Source organism: Pseudocalidococcus azoricus BACA0444, assembly GCF_031729055.1.
GTDB classification, from domain to species: domain Bacteria; phylum Cyanobacteriota; class Cyanobacteriia; order Thermosynechococcales; family Thermosynechococcaceae; genus Pseudocalidococcus; species Pseudocalidococcus azoricus.
In genome coordinates, this window is sequence record NZ_JAVMIP010000021.1 from 39,086 (window position 1) to 54,957 (window position 15,872).

At 49.2% G+C, this 15,872-nt stretch carries 18 protein-coding genes; 10 read left to right on the plus strand and 8 right to left on the minus strand.

Going from position 1 to position 15,872, the window contains the following annotated elements; translation table 11 throughout:
- Nucleotides 1-62 precede the first annotated feature (62 nt).
- Both RIF25_RS14875 and nhaA read right to left on the minus strand, forming a co-directional pair.
- Nucleotides 63-383, minus strand: a complete 321-nt coding sequence (locus RIF25_RS14875; RefSeq protein WP_407682444.1) for a DUF3067 family protein — start codon at nucleotides 381-383, stop codon at nucleotides 63-65.
- A 68-nt stretch (nucleotides 384-451) separates the two neighbouring features.
- On the minus strand, nucleotides 452-1,831 hold the full coding sequence (gene nhaA, locus RIF25_RS14880; RefSeq protein WP_322879309.1) for a Na+/H+ antiporter NhaA: 1,380 nt from the start codon (nucleotides 1,829-1,831) through the stop codon (nucleotides 452-454).
- Between the two features lie 294 nt (nucleotides 1,832-2,125).
- On the opposite strand from nhaA, the gene RIF25_RS14885 reads away from it, so the two are divergent.
- Nucleotides 2,126-2,368 (plus strand): tellurite resistance TerB family protein, encoded by a 243-nt coding sequence (locus RIF25_RS14885; RefSeq protein WP_322879310.1) that lies wholly within the window; start codon nucleotides 2,126-2,128, stop codon nucleotides 2,366-2,368.
- 19 nt (nucleotides 2,369-2,387) lie between these two features.
- Here RIF25_RS14885 and RIF25_RS14890 read toward each other — a convergent pair whose 3' ends face one another.
- On the minus strand, nucleotides 2,388-3,827 hold the full coding sequence (locus RIF25_RS14890) for a GTP-binding protein (protein ID WP_322879311.1): 1,440 nt from the start codon (nucleotides 3,825-3,827) through the stop codon (nucleotides 2,388-2,390).
- Nucleotides 3,828-4,111: 284 nt separating this feature from the next.
- On the opposite strand from RIF25_RS14890, the gene RIF25_RS14895 reads away from it, so the two are divergent.
- The gene (locus tag RIF25_RS14895; RefSeq protein ID WP_322879312.1) at nucleotides 4,112-5,881 is read left to right on the plus strand and encodes an iron uptake porin; all 1,770 of its coding nucleotides are present in this window, start codon (nucleotides 4,112-4,114) and stop codon (nucleotides 5,879-5,881) included.
- A 123-nt stretch (nucleotides 5,882-6,004) separates the two neighbouring features.
- On the opposite strand, the gene RIF25_RS14900 is transcribed toward RIF25_RS14895, so the two are convergent.
- Together RIF25_RS14900 and RIF25_RS17400 are read right to left on the minus strand one after the other, a co-directional pair.
- The gene (locus tag RIF25_RS14900; protein ID WP_322879313.1) at nucleotides 6,005-6,217 is read right to left on the minus strand and encodes a DUF6887 family protein; all 213 of its coding nucleotides are present in this window, start codon (nucleotides 6,215-6,217) and stop codon (nucleotides 6,005-6,007) included.
- On the minus strand, nucleotides 6,214-6,387 hold the full coding sequence (locus tag RIF25_RS17400) for a DUF6888 family protein (RefSeq protein WP_407682442.1): 174 nt from the start codon (nucleotides 6,385-6,387) through the stop codon (nucleotides 6,214-6,216). The genes RIF25_RS14900 and RIF25_RS17400 overlap by 4 nt, the downstream gene beginning before the upstream one ends.
- Before the next feature lie 160 nt (nucleotides 6,388-6,547).
- On the opposite strand from RIF25_RS17400, the gene RIF25_RS14905 reads away from it, so the two are divergent.
- The 5 genes from RIF25_RS14905 (at nucleotide 6,548) to RIF25_RS14925 (ending at nucleotide 11,974) form a co-directional block, all read left to right on the plus strand.
- Complete coding sequence (locus RIF25_RS14905) at nucleotides 6,548-7,426, plus strand: amino acid ABC transporter permease (protein ID WP_322879314.1); 879 nt, start codon at nucleotides 6,548-6,550, stop codon at nucleotides 7,424-7,426.
- On the plus strand, nucleotides 7,426-8,427 hold the full coding sequence (locus tag RIF25_RS14910; RefSeq protein ID WP_322879315.1) for an amino acid ABC transporter permease: 1,002 nt from the start codon (nucleotides 7,426-7,428) through the stop codon (nucleotides 8,425-8,427). The genes RIF25_RS14905 and RIF25_RS14910 overlap by 1 nt, the downstream gene beginning before the upstream one ends.
- A gap of 80 nt (nucleotides 8,428-8,507) precedes the next feature.
- Nucleotides 8,508-9,995, plus strand: coding sequence for a leucyl aminopeptidase (locus tag RIF25_RS14915; RefSeq protein WP_322879316.1), 1,488 nt, complete (start codon nucleotides 8,508-8,510; stop codon nucleotides 9,993-9,995).
- Between the two features lie 42 nt (nucleotides 9,996-10,037).
- Nucleotides 10,038-10,970 carry a trypsin-like serine protease gene (locus tag RIF25_RS14920; RefSeq protein ID WP_322879317.1) on the plus strand — a complete coding sequence of 311 codons (933 nt, stop codon included), beginning with the start codon at nucleotides 10,038-10,040 and terminating at the stop codon, nucleotides 10,968-10,970.
- A gap of 107 nt (nucleotides 10,971-11,077) precedes the next feature.
- A complete protein-coding gene (locus RIF25_RS14925; protein ID WP_322879318.1) occupies nucleotides 11,078-11,974 on the plus strand; it encodes a J domain-containing protein in 897 nt (298 codons plus the stop codon).
- Nucleotides 11,975-11,987: 13 nt separating this feature from the next.
- On the opposite strand, the gene RIF25_RS14930 is transcribed toward RIF25_RS14925, so the two are convergent.
- Nucleotides 11,988-12,830 carry a prephenate/arogenate dehydrogenase gene (locus RIF25_RS14930; protein ID WP_322879319.1) on the minus strand — a complete coding sequence of 281 codons (843 nt, stop codon included), beginning with the start codon at nucleotides 12,828-12,830 and terminating at the stop codon, nucleotides 11,988-11,990.
- 255 nt (nucleotides 12,831-13,085) lie between these two features.
- Here RIF25_RS14930 and RIF25_RS14935 point away from each other — a divergent pair, with 255 nt between their 5' ends.
- On the plus strand, nucleotides 13,086-13,616 hold the full coding sequence (locus RIF25_RS14935) for an alpha/beta hydrolase (protein ID WP_322879320.1): 531 nt from the start codon (nucleotides 13,086-13,088) through the stop codon (nucleotides 13,614-13,616).
- A gap of 25 nt (nucleotides 13,617-13,641) precedes the next feature.
- On the opposite strand, the gene hisD is transcribed toward RIF25_RS14935, so the two are convergent.
- Nucleotides 13,642-14,952: a histidinol dehydrogenase gene (gene hisD / locus RIF25_RS14940; protein ID WP_322879321.1), complete on the minus strand. Its 1,311-nt coding sequence runs from the start codon at nucleotides 14,950-14,952 to the stop codon at nucleotides 13,642-13,644.
- A 112-nt stretch (nucleotides 14,953-15,064) separates the two neighbouring features.
- On the opposite strand from hisD, the gene RIF25_RS14945 reads away from it, so the two are divergent.
- Nucleotides 15,065-15,214, plus strand: a complete 150-nt coding sequence (locus RIF25_RS14945) for a hypothetical protein (RefSeq protein WP_322879322.1) — start codon at nucleotides 15,065-15,067, stop codon at nucleotides 15,212-15,214.
- 6 nt (nucleotides 15,215-15,220) lie between these two features.
- Nucleotides 15,221-15,412: a DUF4351 domain-containing protein gene (locus RIF25_RS14950; RefSeq protein WP_322879324.1), complete on the plus strand. Its 192-nt coding sequence runs from the start codon at nucleotides 15,221-15,223 to the stop codon at nucleotides 15,410-15,412.
- Nucleotides 15,413-15,602: 190 nt separating this feature from the next.
- On the opposite strand, the gene RIF25_RS14955 is transcribed toward RIF25_RS14950, so the two are convergent.
- Nucleotides 15,603-15,872, minus strand: a 270-nt coding sequence (locus RIF25_RS14955; RefSeq protein ID WP_322879323.1) for a transposase, incomplete at its 5' end; no start/stop codon positions are given.

Consider the following 15,872-nt stretch of genomic DNA (forward strand, 5'->3'; position numbering starts at 1 on the left):
ATTAAAAACGCTCACACCTGTTCATTTCTACTCTACTCTTGGATTTAGGGGGATGCCAAAATTTAAGAAAATTCTTCTAAAATCCATTCACTGGTTCGGTCGCCCAAATCTAAGGGAATACTGACGGCTTTACCGAGGCGGGGTTTTTCGCGGGTGCGTTCAATAAAGGTCAAAACCTGATCCACACAGCCCCAGGCCTGGAGGTATTGGACAATAGCATTCAGATGTTGCCGATACTCCAATTCATCACTGGGAAATGAGGCCTGTTCGAGGTAGCGCCACATGACTTGGAGGAATATCTTCCCCTGAGTTCGCCGCAATTGCAGATCATAGGAACGCCCCCATTTATCTAGGATTTTTTGGTGTAACTCAGCCCCGGTCATGGTTTCTGACATTAGATGCTAGGTGTTATGTCTCTCCTGCTTTATTGTGACTCACGGTTACGGTCGCGTTACTCAGCGGTTGTCAATGATGTATTAGTGAGTGAGGGTTGCCCAGGCCTGGGGAGGAGCCACACCAACAGCAGCATTCCTAACCCTGCGCTCACCATAGAAGCAATCAAAATCCCCAGTTTAGCTGCATCTAAGAGAGCCCCAGTCAAGGCCAGGCCAGCAATAAACAAGGACATCGTAAACCCAATCCCGGCCAAAATCCCACTCGCCCCCAATATTCCCCAGGTAATGTCATCAGGCAACTTGGCCCACCCTAGCAACACCGCCACCCCACTAAAAAGCAGAATCCCCACTGGTTTCCCAACAGTAAGACCGAGAACCAAGGCAATGACAATAGATTCCCTAAAACCCGCCCCTTGAATTGGAATCCCCGCATTGGCCAAGGCAAACAAGGGCATAATCCCAAAGCCAACCCAAGGGTGGAGGGCCGCTTCTAAACGTTCAACCGGAGAGGTAGATTCCTGGGCAGCCACGGTGACAGACTCCACAAGGGCCTGGCGTTCATCTTCCAACAGTCCACTATTGCCCTGGAGAACATCCCCTAATTTTTGGACAAACTCTGCCAAGAGTCCCTGACTGATCCAGGCCTGGGCCGGTGTCATCACCCCCAAAATAACCCCCGCAATTGTGGCATGGACACCCGACTCATGGAACCCCAACCACACCCCCAGGCCCAGCAGGACATAAAGGGGCAAACTGCGCACACCAATTTGTAATAGCAACCAGATCAAGCCAATACCGCCAAACCCCCAAGCCAAGGCACTCAGGTGCAGCCCATCGGTATAGCCAATTGCAATCACCAAAATTGCCCCAATGTCATCCACAATCGCCAGGGTGAGGAGCAGCACCCGTAAACTTTTCGGCACCCGGGATCCCAAAATCGCCAAACAACCGACAACAAAGGCAATATCTGTGGCCATCGGCATCCCCCAACCCCGTTGTCCTGCTTCCCCCCATTGCAAGACCAGATATAAGGCCGCCGGAACCACCATCCCCCCCAGAGCCGCCACAAGGGGAATAATTGCTGCCTGTAAATTTTTAAGTTCCCCCAAAACAAGTTCTCGCTTCACCTCCAGGCCAATGACAAAGAAAAAGACTGCCATCAGCCCATCATTAACCCAATGTTGGAGGGAATAGCTCATCTGCCAGGGGCCAACAGAAAGACTCAGGGAAGTTTGCCAAAAGCGCAAATAGGAGTCAGAAAAGCTGGAATTTGCCAAGAGCAAAGCAACAGCCGTCACCAAAACCAGAACAATGCCACTAGCAGACTCAACGTGCAGAAAGCGGGATAAAGGCTCAATCAGGCGATTCACTGGTTCAATCGGCAAGCGTGGCTCCCGCAAAAGGGTTTGATGATCCTTGTCCTGGACATTCTCCATTGCCCCTGGCCTCAATGCGGGTAGAATTAGTGCTTAAATCCTAGCAGCCATCACCGAACATAGTTATTAAATTAAAATCCCGCAAGGAGTAATTGTACAGGTTAACTGCCAACCTGTCCTGCCAGGAGTAACGGGATGTTGCCTGAATGTACAAACAAATCATCAAAGCTAAGAAAAGGTTAAGGACTTAGCCTAAAGGTATGGTCAGTTCCATGCTGAGTAATATTCTTAACACCATTTGACTTTGCTAAGTAAGTTTTGCCTCCTTCTCAGACCCTTACTCTGGTGACTGCTATGGATATTTATCGCCCTGAATCTGCTCCCTCAACACCGGAAATGATGGCGGAACTCAAACGCCTACAAACCCTGATTGAAAGTGCCATCGCCGATGGGTATCTCTCTGCTGACGAGATGGCCCGCATTAAACAGCAAATTGCTGCGGACGGCCAAGTGACCTTTCAAGAGCTAGAACTCTATCGGCAGTTAGTTTTAGACAAAATTACCCAAGGGGAACTGGCACGGGACTTTCAACCCTAATCCAAGCCATTGCCCTCAATCAGGCCCGGCTGGGGCGCAGACGTTGTTGCAGTTCTAACTTGAGGCGGCCCAAGATTTCCGACTGATCCAGTGACGCGAGAATGTCCCGCACGACTGTCTTTGGCCCAGCGACTCCCCAAGATGCCCCATTGGCTAGGTATTCCTTACTTACTTGCCCAATCGTGTAGGAGGAAAAGCCAGCTATCCCGGCCTGGGTCATCGCCACCGAAACATAGGGGACTAACGACGCGCCGCCAGTGGCCGGGGCCGCCAAGCCTAAGATACCTTTCAAGGAACTCAGGCCGAGATTGGCTAACAGTTCACTGGCACTGATGCCCCCCATGGTCAAGGCGATTTTTTGCAAGAGTTGGGTCGCTCCTTCCCGAGTCATTTCCAGGCCATAGAGTTTGGCCAAGGCTTGAATCATCGTTAGATCAATCACCAGGCTGCTGACAATATCCACCATTGTGATCGGGTTGAGGGCAATGGCTAGGGCCTTGGCGGTGGCACTTTTCCAAATCAACTGATTGGCCTGGCTATCCCGGATCACCATTTTCCGGGCCGTAATTTGGGTGTTGACTCCATCGGCAAACAAGAGCGTATTTAAGGCTACGAGGGCTTTCCCTTCTTCTTGAAGAACTTGCAAGATTTTTAGTTTTAAGTCTTCAATTTGGGGTGGCCCAGGGGTTAGCTCAGCCGTGATCCGCCCATCGGGATGATGCACCAATTTGGGGACGAGGGGGGCCGCTGCCACCATGACAATTTCATTGGGAGTCAGAATGTCCCTAACCCGCTCATCCCGAATTTTGGCATAGATGGCCTGGCGGTCAGCTTCCGGGTATTGATCCACCTTATTAAAGACTAAGAGGATTGGCTTGCTGGCTTGGCGTAATTCCCACAGGGCCTGGTGTTCCAGTTTCGTCATATCTCCAGAAATTACAAACAAAATTAAATCTGCTTGCTGGGCCACCCCTTGCGCTAAGACTTGGCGCGCTTCTCCGCCCACCTCATCCAGGCCTGGGGTATCAATCAATTCCACCCGCGACTGTCCCAGGCCTGGTAACACCACCCGAGAACTCCCAGAGGCCAATCCCGCTGATCCTGCCCACACTGCCCGGGAACTGGTTTGGGTCACCCCATGAATTGGCCCAGTGGCAAAGCAATCTTGACCTAATAAGGCATTGAGCAGAGAAGACTTGCCCCGCCCCACCAGGCCAAATACGGCAATATGGACAACCCCTTCCTGGAGCTTAGTGAGCATTTCTTCTAGGCTATCTAGGGTTTCGGCCAACTCCGCCGCTTCCTGGGGGGCCAAGTCTAACCGTTCCAGAAGTTGATGGAGCGAGGCCTGGGCCTGGTGGTAATTCAAGTCGGCCTGGTATTGCTCAAGTTCCTGGAGAGCCTGATGTAAGTCCAACTCATGATTTTCTGAAGAGCTATCCTGCCCTGTGCCAACCATCTTGGTTTTCTACTCTTATGGAAAGCTGTATCTCCTAGGATACGACCATAATTTCTTCAGCATCCCCCTATGGCAGAGGGCAACAATCCCTATTAATCCAACAAAATTTCTACCAGGGGTTGACGAGGTTGGGGCGATGTTCTAAGATATTCAGTGATGGTGTATTAAAGAGAACTCAAGCTATACCCTAGCCTGAGAATATACTACTTTTGCATCAGGAGAAATCAGAGTAAGTATTATATTCTGTACCTCCTAGTAACCGAGTGAGTGAGGAGTAACATATCGTGAAAAAGAATTACTTGTTGGCAGGTAGTTTGAGCCTCTTAGGGGTCATTGCTGGTCTAAGCCCTGCCCAAGCTGCCGCAGATTCGTTGAGCAATTCTGGTTCTGCTGAAGTTTCTACTGCTAAGTTTGATGCCTTATTAGCTGCTCAACCCAGCGATATGGCTCCAGCCCCCGTTTCGTTGCCTGCTGCTACCCCAGTCATTGCTGACAATACCAATGTTACCTCTGTCAGCCAATTGATGTCTGTGGAAGACTCCATGGGACAGGTCACTTCTGTTTCCCAATTATCTGATGTCCGTCCCACTGACTGGGCTTACCAAGCTTTAGCTTCCTTGGTTGAGAAGTACGGTTGTATCGCTGGTTATCCCGATGGCACGTTCCGGGGTAATCGGGCTGCCACTCGTTATGAAATGGCTGCCGCTTTGAATGCCTGCTTGGACGTGATTAGCGACCGCTTTGCCACCAAAGAAGACTTGGCTGCTCTCCGGAAATTAATGGATGAGTTTGCCGCTGAATTGGCCACTCTCCGGGGCCGGGTTGATAACCTCGAAGCTCGTACCGCCGCCCTAGAAGCCACCCAATTCTCCACCACCACCAAACTGTCTGGATTGGTGACCATTTCTGGTCAATATGGTAGTGCAACTTCTGGGCCTGTCGTTAATGCTGTTACTCCAAACGGACCTATTGGCTCCTTGAACCCAACTGTTATTGCTGGTGTCCTTCTCAGCTTAAACACTAGCTTTACGGGCTCTGACCTATTGGAAACAACATTAAGCACTGGTAATGGTGGTCTTGACACTATCAGCCAGTACAACATTGGTGCCAACAGTAACTTAGCCTCTGGTGGTCCCCTCAACACTCAATCCTACTTCAATCCTGGTCAATACTACTGGGCTGGTTTTGGCCCAGGTGTTGCTCTTTACCGTTTAGCCTATACCTTTAAGCCGGTTGAGGATGTCAGTGTGACCGCTGCCGCACAATTTTATCCTAGTGATATTATTGATACCAATAGCTGGGCTAACTCCCCTGCTAAGGACTTTGGTAGCTATTTCTTCATCAACAACCCCTTCATTGTTCCTTACGCCATGAACTTTTTGGGTGGGGCTGGTGCTGCGATTCAGTGGAACCCGGGTGAAGGTGGCTTTACTGTTCGCGCCCTCTATGCTGCTGCTAATGCTGGTCTTGCCAATCCTAATGCTGCAGCCTTCAATACCAGCGGTGGTTTTGGCGGTGATCCTTATCAAGCCTCTGTTGAATTTGAGTATGCTGGAAACATTAACAGCGATGGTTCCAACAACTATGTTGTGAAAGCTCAATACACCAATTCCCGTACCTTTGGTGTTCCTGCCAATGCTGGCGGTATCAACTTTGAGGTCAACCTTGGGCAATTTGGTATCTTTGGTCGGGGAGGTATTGCCGGAATTAGCGATGCTGCTGTTACCCCTCTCCCTGGCTCTCAAATTGGCGGCGTAATTATTGATCCGGCTTCTGGTAGCCTAACTGTTGGAACCTTTATGGCTGGTATTGGCTATAAAGACCTCTTTATCCCTGGTTCTACCTTGGCTGTGGCTGCTGGTTCTCCATTCATTAACGGTGGTGGTTCTCAGCAAGTTAACGTTGAAGGCTTCTACCGCTTCCCCGTTAGCGACAACATCAGCATCACCCCAATCATCTCTGCGATCATCAACCCCAACACAAGTGGTGGTGCTGGCTTCAACTCCAACCCTGCCATTGTTCAAGGTGTGGTTCGGACAACCTTCAGCTTCTAGTATCTTTAGTCTCTTAAGTTGATAATCTAAGAGAGTGTCTCATAAGTTTGGGGCACTCTTTTAGTTTTTGATTAGTTTTTGATCAATTTTGCTTTACTCTTCCCGCAAGTGAGTATGAACGCTCTAGCTTGCTCTCAGTTGCTTTAGTTTTTGCTGGATGAGTCTTTCAACTTGTTCAACCTCGGAACTCAATTTTGGAATATCAAATGTCTCAGGAGATGCTTCAGCCGTGAATCGGTCAACAAAGGTATGAAATGCAGCCTTATCATCAGGATGAGCAATGACATAAGCCCTTAAATCTCGTTTGCTCATAGTACTAAAGTTAGGTTGGATCATAAAAACCTCCCAAGACCATTGCGGTAAATCTTTATTTCTATGTTATCCCCGGCCAAAAGAAACAGATTCCCGGTCCGCTCATCAAGGCGGAGAACAAAAATGGGAGTAAACGTGTTGGTCAAGCACTGGCAGAGGATCACGCATCTGATAGCTTGTTCGGCTGTGGGCAAAATTTGGGCTACCTTATGACTATTGACACTGCTTCAGAATATCAGGTGGGAGAAAGTAAAGGATCAAAGAAATATAAGTATAAAAATAATAAACTTTATGTATCGAGACTGAACAGCAATTCACTGAAGATAAATGTTGCCTAGAAAAGCGATTCAAATCATGCCTATCGTATCCCAGGCCTTGGCGTTGGCTGTTTTTGGGGGACTCTTATATTTCTTTTGGGATAACCTGAGTTCTAATCTTCAGCGACTCAATTTGACTCCAGGGTTTGGCTTTCTCAATTTCCAGGCCAGCTTTTCGATTGGAGAAAGCATCATCAGCTATCGGCCGACCCAGAGCTATTGGCGGGCCTTATTAGTGGGCTTATTAAACTCGCTGCGAGTGATTGGAGCCAGCTTAGTTTTAGCGACAGTGATTGGTTTAGCGGTTGGCATTGGCCGATGGGCCCAAAATTGGTTAGTGCGTCAGTTAGCGTTTATTTATGTAGAAATTCTCCGAAATACGCCCTTATTATTGCAGCTATTTTTTTGGTATTTTGCAATTTTCTTAAGTCAAGGGAATAAATCAAGTAACTGGGGATTATTTCAGTTGAGCCAGCAAGGAATTGAGTTACCCTTTAGCCTTGTCCTGTCGCCCGAATTTTCAGCCCTGTGGTTAGGATTAGCTATTTATACAAGTACGTTTATTGCGGAAATTGTTCGGGGGGGAATTCAAAGTGTGCCCAAAGGTCAGTGGGAAGCTGCCCATTCCTTGGGGTTGCCGAGCCTTGTTACCCTCTGGTTGGTGATTATTCCCCAGGCCATGCGGGCAATTATTCCACCCTTGGGCAATCAATATTTGAACTTAGCGAAAAACTCGAGCTTGGCCATTGCGGTGGGCTATCCCGATCTCTATGCTGTCGCTTCCACAACTTATAACCAAACGGGGCGAGCCTTGGAGGTGATGGCGTTAATTATGGCTAGTTACTTGAGCTTGAGTTTAATCATTGCAGCAGTAGTTAATTATCTCAATCGCCGGATGCAGTTGGTAAGCCACTGATGCCATCGCCGCTATTGTCTCGATCAACTTCTCCCCAGGCCTGGCTACGGAAAAATTTATTTGCCACTGGGTTTGATACAGCCCTGACTGTGGTTGTGGGCCTGGGGATTGTCTGGGTTGGCTGGCGATTATTGGCGTGGCTCCTGTTCCAGGCCCAGTGGCAAGTCATTACCCAAAATTGGCTCCGGTTTTTGATTGGGCGGTATCCCCTCGACCAGGCCTGGCGGATTGGGTTGACGATTGTGCTGGGGCTATGCCTCTGGGGAATTGGCCAATATTTCCGGCACGTTAACCGCTGGGTGGGTATCCTCATTGGGGTTGGCCTGACTGTTTGGCTGATTGGCGGGGGCCTGGCCTTAACGGTTGTGCCGACTAATCTTTGGACAGGGCTGCTTTTAACCTTGATAGTTGCGGTTGCTAGTATTGTTTTGGCATTTCCCCTAGGCATTGTTTTGGCAGTGGGCCGACAAAGTTCTTTACCTGGATGGCGATATGGGGCCACGGTTTATATCGAGTTGGTGCGGGGGTTGCCCTTAATTGGGATTTTATTCATGGCTCAAGTGATGTTACCCCTTGTCTTACCAGGTACTTGGCAGTTAGATCGACTCTTGCGGGCTGTGGCTGGCCTGGTCTTGTTTAATGCGGCCTACTTGGCTGAGAATATTCGCGGGGGCTGGCAGGCGATTCCGCGGGGGCAATTTGAGGCGGCGGCTGCTTTGGGCTTAAAACCAAGTTTTGTGATTGCTTTAGTAATTTTGCCCCAGGCCTTGCGAATTAGTATCCCTGCCATTGCTGGACAGTTTATCGCGCTCCTGAAAGACACGGCCCTCTTATCTTTATTTGCCCTTTTGGAATTGACGGGGATTGCCCGAGCGATTTTGGCTCAACCCAATTATTTAGGGCGATATGGGGAAGTCTATCTATTTATTGGTTTTCTCTATTGGCTGTTTTGTTTTGGGTTGTCTTGGTTGAGTCGCCATTTGGAGCAGACTGGAAAATAAGAAAATGCTGGGGTTTTACTAATGGGGAGATTTACAGTAGCTTGAAGAATAGAAACATTTAAATGCGTACTTAGCTTTCTATGAACATCCAGGCCCCCACAACTGCTGTACTGAATTGGTCCGGTGACTTAATCGCCTTTGGTTTTTTTACCGAGTCGGATGCTGTTGTTTGGCCAGCAGAATTAGCCGAGTTACCCCAGGCCTGGGATGGCATTCTACCTGAGTTAATTAGTGAGGCAAAGTTTCAAGGCAAAGCGGGAACATCATTGACTGTGCGCTTAAGTCCTAAATCTCCGGTCAAAAAAATCATCCTGGTTGGCCTGGGTAATCTAGCTGACTTCACCTTAGAGACCCTCCGCCGCGCTGCTGCCACTGTTGTCAAATCGGCCAGGAAAGATAGAAGTAAATGTGTTGGAATGTACTTTCCCGTCTATGGCGATGATTCATCCCAATCCACTCAGGCACTAGCTGAAGGGGTTCACTTAGGCCTGCACCAGGATCTCCGGTTTAAGTCCGATCCTGAAGCCAAAGAAAATCTTGCCTTTCCAGAAACCGTTGCTCTCCTCGGGCCTGGCATTACTCCTGAGGTTCTCCCCATTGCGGCCATTCGGGCGGAGGGAGTGATCTTAGCGCGGGAGTTAGTCAATGCCCCGGCCAATGTGATTACCCCCGTCACCCTAGCCGAAACAGCCCAGGCCATTGCCAGCACCTATGGTTTAGAGTCGGAAATTTTGGAACAAGCGGATTGTGAAGCCCTGGGCATGGAAGCCTATCTTGGGGTGGCCCAGGCCTCGGATTTACCGCCAAAATTTATCCATCTCACCTACAAGCCCCAGGGGACAGCTACTCGCAAACTGGCGATTATCGGTAAAGGTCTGACTTTTGATTCTGGTGGTCTCAACCTGAAAGTTTCCGGCAGTGGCATTGAAACCATGAAAATGGACATGGCTGGATCCGCCGCAGTTTTGGGTGCAGCCCAAGTGATTGCCCAACTCAAACCCAGTGCCGAAGTTCACTTTATTGTTGCCGCGACCGAAAACATGATCAGCGGCCAGGCCATGCACCCCGGCGATATTCTCACGGCTTCCAACGGCAAAACCATCGAAATTAACAATACGGATGCTGAAGGGCGGTTAACCTTAGCCGATGCCCTCGTCTTTGCTGAAAAGTTGGGTGTGGATGCGATTGTGGATTTAGCCACCCTGACCGGGGCTTGTATTGTTGCCTTGGGGGAAAGTATTGCCGGATTGTGGGCCAGCGATCAACCCCTTGCGGATCATCTCTTAACCGCAGCAAATCGGGCTGGGGAAAAATTCTGGCAAATGCCCATGGAAGACAAGTATTTTGAGGGGCTGAAGTCTGCCATTGCTGATATGAAAAATACCGGGCCGCGGGCTGGGGGATCGATTACCGCGGCTCTCTTTTTGAAACAATTCATCCAATCTACTCCCTGGGCCCATCTAGATATTGCTGGACCTGTGTGGGTTGAAAAAGAAGATGGGTATCTCAATCCAGGGGGGACAGGCTTCGGCGTACAGACCTTAGTGAATTGGGTCTTGGCGAGTTAGGCCTGTCTAGGGTAAGAGCATTCCATAACTTGGCAGATTTTGATGGTTAGTACATCCAAACTTCGGGCTGGCTTGGGTTTAGCTGTTTTTACACTGGTTTTGATTGTGGGGTTGCAATGGCCCTCTTGGGGAATTATTAGTGCCACAGGCCAAGGTCCAACCCGTCAACCATTGGCATTGAACCAATACACGGGCGTTGTTTATCTTGACCCTGTGGCCTGTAGTGGTTCGCTCCTCAAAGGTGGGATGTATGTTTTGACCGCGGCCCATTGTTTAAACGAGGGTGGCACCAGCCCAGACGAAAATGTGACCGTTGTTTTTAAGCTCCCTGGCTCTGTTGAGAAAATTCCTGTTGCCCTGCATGTCGTTCATCCGGGCTGGACGGGCTATACATCGGAAGTTGGTCATGATATCGCCCTGCTCAAGTTAAAACGGCCTGCTCCCCCTCATGCTGAACAGTATGAACTGTACCGGCGCAAAGATGAAGTTGGGCAAGTCTTCACAAAAGTGGGCTACGGCTATCTGGGGACAGGGTCTCAGGGCCAAGATGATTCATCTAATACTGCAACTCGTCGCTATGCTGGGCAAAATCGCTATGAAGCCGTGATTGATATTCTCAGGAACTCAACCGAATCAGACTTTTCGGAATTAGTGTTGGGGAGTCAGCTCCTGTTTGACTTTGATAGTGGTCGTCCAACCAATGATGCCCTTGGTCGGCATTTTCCAAAACTGGCAGATGCAGGCCTGGGTGAGATGGAAATTGGCACAGGCAATGGCGATTCGGGTGGCCCATCGTTTATTGGGGGCAAAATCGCTGGAATTAGTTCTTGGGGCTACAGTGATCGGGGCTTTTTTAAGGGGAATATTGCCGATATTGACAGTATTGATGACAACGGCAGCTTTGGTGAAATTTTTGGCGATACCAGAGTTTCCTTTTATATTCCCTGGCTTGATAAAATCATGGCTACCTATTAACTGCGCTGACTACGGCCGGTTCTTAAGATTTTGCATGGCTCAAACAGAACTGGGGTAGTTAAAGCATTAGGAATTGATCAAACGTTCTTGTTGGTGCAGTGTCTCCTATGAACTTAGCGGATTGTTATCGAGTTTTAGGTCTGCCTCCCTATGCTACCCTGACCCAAGTCAAGCAAAGTTATCGGCGTTTAGCCCGGCAGTACCACCCGGATAGCAATCAGCAACAGTCCCAGGATTACTTTATCCAAATTCACCAGGCCTACCAAACCCTCCGTCAAGTCTTACCCCCGGCAAGAAAAGTTGCCCCCCCGGCCCAACCTGTCCAATCGGCCCCAACTCCAATCCGCATAGAGGTGAAACAACCCGATGCCCCCCACCGGACTCCTCAAGCCAGTTCTCCCGTGAACCAAGCCCCAGATCGCCCGCAGGAAAAGACTCCGGTCACCCCCTCCCAAGCACCACAGGCCAGAAAAACTACCGTTGTGCCATCTTCCCCAGGCCCGGTTCCCCAACGTCGGTCTTCTAAACCCTATTCCCCGGTTAATCCCCAACCCTTCCCCATCCCTACCCCACCAGCAACCACTGCCCCAACCCAGGCCCCTGATGCTCGATCTAAATCGCCAACGTTGCCTAAAATTCCTGTGCCATCCCCCCCCACTGCTGGTCGGGTTTCCCTAACGCCCTTTGAGCAACAACTAAAAAGACGCTCCTATCAGCAACTCCAAGAACTCCTCCGCTATCGGCGCTTTGAGCGGGCTGCTGTCTTGACAGAAGGATTAGGCCAAGCCCTCCCGACTGATCCAGAGGTGAAACAATGGCAAGGGATTACCTATCACTGCTGGGCCCGAGAGTTAATCAAACAAGGACAATCCGCCCAGGCCTGTTATTATCTCAACCAAGCTCGACAGGCGGATCCCCACAACCAGGCCCTTGCCCAGGCCATTGATCAAGATTTAAGCCAACTGGAACGCCGCTTTCCCAAACGTCAACTGATGGCCATCTAAGCAGGTTGTCTTGTCAATCTAGAGAATATTGTTCTCTTAATTTTTTTGTCATTGTTAGGTACTGTTCCAGGCCTGGCCAATCTCCAGCGGCAATTTTCTCAACTAGTGCGGTTAATTCCTGTTGATAAATCCTCAAACAGAATAATAACTCCGCCTGATTAAATTCCGCCATCATCCGTCCCAATTCTGGATTCCCGCCCCCCACCCGGCTTGTATCGCGAAATCCGGAACTGGCCAAGGCCTGGGCTAATTGGGCTAATTCTGGTTCTGGTTCTTGACTACTGGCTCCAATCAAGGCAGCACTGACCATCACGGGTAAATGGGAAATCCAGGCCACGGCTCGGTCATGGGCTTCAGGAGAGCAGAGATAACGGGTCGCACCGAGGGCATCCACAATCTGACTTAGTAGCGCCAAGGCTTCGGGATCTGTTTCTGGGATGGGGGTCAGGACATAGGGACGTTGATAAAAGAGATGTTCTTGAGCAGCTAAAACACCAGACGCAGCGGTTCCGGCCATAGGATGCCCACCAATAAAGCGTGGCCAAAAGTGGGTCAGGGTTTGACAAATTGCCCCCTTGACAGAGCCAACATCAGTGAGGATGGCCTGGGAGTGTAAGACGGGTTGAATCTGTTGCGCCACTGGAACCATCTGCCCCAAAGGTGGACAGAGGAAAACAAGATCACAGGTGCTTAAAATTCTTGGATCGGGGCTGGCCTGGTTGACGATGCCGCGTTCTCGGGCCACTTCACAGGTCTTCTTTTGCCGACTGAGTCCAAAAACCTCATGCCCCAGGCCCCGTAAATCTAACCCCAAAGATCCGCCAATCAAACCCAAGCCAACAATCCCAATTTGCATAGGTTTCTTCCAAGTCTCAATATAGTCACCCAAGTTATAGCGTTACCCAGATGGGCGAGCTGTCGGTATTTGAAGAGCAGAATCTAACTAGACCAGGATAGATGCTCAATACCGCCGATATTTCTACTCTGGCGCAACGCTCTAGATAAAGTCAAAGGTAAAGGTATATCTATAGGATTGTCGCCCTACGGATTTTTGCTGTTATACTTCATAGCGATAATGACATCTGTCATTTTTTAGTAGGAGTTTTTAAGGATGTTACACCGTTTAAGCCGTTGGTTCTTATTGCTATCGTTGCCCGTTGGCATTTTGACTACAACGCTACCTGCCCGGTCTGCCCAAAATCTTTCCTTGGTTTATGGCCCCTTTCAACGCTCAGTACCGATGTCGGAAGTTAGCTCTTTTGCCGAAACTGGCCAGGCCACGGGACGGTTACAAGCTCTGTTGCGCTTAGTCCCCCAAAATGAGCAAGAGGAACTACTTAAAGCTCTGCGCCTGAAACTTCCCATTGGCGTTGTCCAAGTCAATAAACTCCTGAACTCTCCCATTGGCAAACAAGTGGTTGAAAAAGTCTCTCCGGTCATTTTACGGCGAGATAAAGCAGGTACTTTTGCTATCAGTGGTGCGTTACTAACTGCGGCTGGTTCTAAAGATGGGTTGGGTCTGCTCAGTTTTCTGGAGTCCTATCCTGCCGAAACCATGACTGTTGATCTGCGCGGCTTGTCAAAACTCTTTAGTCAAACGGAGGGCCTGGGTGCGCTTTTAGGTGGGGCCTTAGGTCGTTAATTTAAGTATAGGTTTGAATCTCCGCCTAGGAGTTTTGGTCGGGTTGCTCCAATCGTAAGCGGACAGAGTCTCCATGGGCAGGAAGTCCTTCGGCCTCGGCTAGTGTCATGATAGCTGGGGCCATTTTAATTAAGGCATTGGCTGAATATTCAATTAAGCTTGAATGTTTTAAAAACGTTTCTACACTTAAAGGGGATGCGTAGCGGGCTGCGCCGGATGTGGGTAAAGTGTGGTTCGGGCCAGCTAAGTAATCGCCCACCGCTTCGGGGGTGGATTTCCCTAGAAAAATAGCTCCCGCATGACGGATTTTATCCAGCAAGTCCCAGGGGGCAGCAATTTGCAGTTCTAAGTGCTCAGGGGCAAATTCATTGGACAGTTGAGCCGCCACTTCTAGGGATTCCACCACCCCCACCAGGCCAAAATGGGCGATGGATTTTTCAGTTGGTTCCCGGCGGGGGTGATATTCCAACTGGTGCAGAACTTCGCGAGTGACTTTTTGGGCTAAAGCAGCGTTGGTGGTCAATAAAATTGAAGCAGCTAAGGGATCATGCTCGGCCTGGGCCAGCAGATCTGCGGCTAGATGGACAGGATGGGCGGTTTCATCTGCAATGACTAAAACTTCTGAGGGGCCAGCCAAAGAGTCAATCCCCACAGTCCCAAAGACAAGTTTTTTCGCTAAGGTGACATAAATATTTCCAGGCCCGGTAATTAAATTTACAGGGGCAATTGTTTCTGTTCCGTAAGCCATCGCCGCAATGGCCTGGGCTCCCCCAACCCGATAAATTTCATCTACCCCTGCTTCTTGGGCGGCCACTAAAATCGCCGGATTGATTGTTGGGTTGACTCCGGGGGGAGTGACCATAATAATCCGTTTGACCCCTGCCACTTTTGCCGGAATTGCGTTCATCAATACCGTACTGGGATAGGCCGCTCGCCCACCGGGAATATATAAACCCGCCGCATCTACAGGGGTATAACGCTTGCCTAAGATAACTCCGTCAGCTGGAAATTGAACCCAGTTTTTGGGAATCCGTTGCTCGTGGAAAGCTTTTATTTGCTGATGGGCAACGCGAATGGCATCGAGGAGTTCCTTAGAGACCTGTTGATAGGCGGCATCCAACTCGGCACCACTGACCCGCAAAGAGTCCGCAGTCAGTTCAACGTGATCAAATTCGGCGGTGTAATGGATAAGGGCGAGGTCTTTTTGTCGCTGAACCGTTTGGAGAATTTGCTGAACGGTCGCCTCTTTATGAATCACCTGATCATCGTGGATACGATCACAGATGCGGCGCAATTCGGAGCGAATATCTTCAAGGCAGTTCAGGATTCGCAGCATGATCCCCATTGTTTAAGTCAGACCAGCAGTAGCTTTGATCATAGCTCAGACACCGGAGGAGGGGGGAGGCTTGGCCTGGCCAAAGGTGAAAACAACCAAACCTTAACAAGCAGTGGCCGGACGAGTCGCCGGGATTGAATCCCAACATTTACGCCAAGAAGTGAGTACCGTCACCCAATTACTGGCTGGGTTAAAGTACAAGAAAGAGTTGACTCAGGCAATCTTTCGGGAGGGCGAAATGCGGGAGTTGGTCATTTATTAAGAAATCCTGGCAGAAGGACGGCAAGAGGGAGAGGCTCAGCTAATTTTGCTTCAAATCAAACGGCGGTTTGATGTTTTACCCGCGGATTTAGTGGCTAAGGTATCAGCCCTCTCGATTCCTGAGCTTGAAAGTTTAGCTGAAACCATTTTTGATTTTGATCAAATAGAAAATGCCCAGGCCTGGCTGGATCAATGTTAATCCTAGGTCAGGCTTAAGTTTAACTGATGCTACATGGCTGAGATCACCATCAGTTTTAAATAAATCTATAGCAAATAGTAATTATTCATGAGAACGTACCATACATAGTTAGATGAGAAGAATGGAGAACAAAATGACTTAAAAACAGTTCAAATAGATATTTTGTAATTTTAAACGTCTTCAATAAGTGTCACACTTTCCTTAAGAAGTTTTTAACTTGCAGCCACACTGCTTCAATCGGATTTTGTTCCGGTGCGTATGGGGCTAATTTGATGCAGTAAATCGGCCATTCTTGTTCTGACTTATCTCCATTGACTTGATGTAAATATTTACGGAAATCATCACTGTTATGATATGCTGCACCATCCCAAATCACCATAATTTTCTGATTCAGATAAGTTGTCCTTATCGCTTTGATAAACTGAATAGTATTCTGACTATTTCCACTCAAATAAGGTTT

Coding starts and splice junctions, on each gene's coding strand:
- RIF25_RS14875 (WP_407682444.1), bottom strand. CDS start 383: ATGACCGGGGCTGAGTTACACCAAAAAATCCTAGATAAATGGGGGCGT.
- nhaA (WP_322879309.1), bottom strand. CDS start 1,831: ATGGAGAATGTCCAGGACAAGGATCATCAAACCCTTTTGCGGGAGCCA.
- RIF25_RS14885 (WP_322879310.1), top strand. CDS start 2,126: ATGGATATTTATCGCCCTGAATCTGCTCCCTCAACACCGGAAATGATG.
- RIF25_RS14890 (WP_322879311.1), bottom strand. CDS start 3,827: ATGGTTGGCACAGGGCAGGATAGCTCTTCAGAAAATCATGAGTTGGAC.
- RIF25_RS14900 (WP_322879313.1), bottom strand. CDS start 6,217: ATGATCCAACCTAACTTTAGTACTATGAGCAAACGAGATTTAAGGGCT.
- RIF25_RS14905 (WP_322879314.1), top strand. CDS start 6,548: ATGCCTATCGTATCCCAGGCCTTGGCGTTGGCTGTTTTTGGGGGACTC.
- RIF25_RS14910 (WP_322879315.1), top strand. CDS start 7,426: ATGCCATCGCCGCTATTGTCTCGATCAACTTCTCCCCAGGCCTGGCTA.
- RIF25_RS14915 (WP_322879316.1), top strand. CDS start 8,508: ATGAACATCCAGGCCCCCACAACTGCTGTACTGAATTGGTCCGGTGAC.
- RIF25_RS14920 (WP_322879317.1), top strand. CDS start 10,038: ATGGTTAGTACATCCAAACTTCGGGCTGGCTTGGGTTTAGCTGTTTTT.
- RIF25_RS14925 (WP_322879318.1), top strand. CDS start 11,078: ATGAACTTAGCGGATTGTTATCGAGTTTTAGGTCTGCCTCCCTATGCT.
- RIF25_RS14930 (WP_322879319.1), bottom strand. CDS start 12,830: ATGCAAATTGGGATTGTTGGCTTGGGTTTGATTGGCGGATCTTTGGGG.
- RIF25_RS14935 (WP_322879320.1), top strand. CDS start 13,086: ATGTTACACCGTTTAAGCCGTTGGTTCTTATTGCTATCGTTGCCCGTT.
- hisD (WP_322879321.1), bottom strand. CDS start 14,952: ATGCTGCGAATCCTGAACTGCCTTGAAGATATTCGCTCCGAATTGCGC.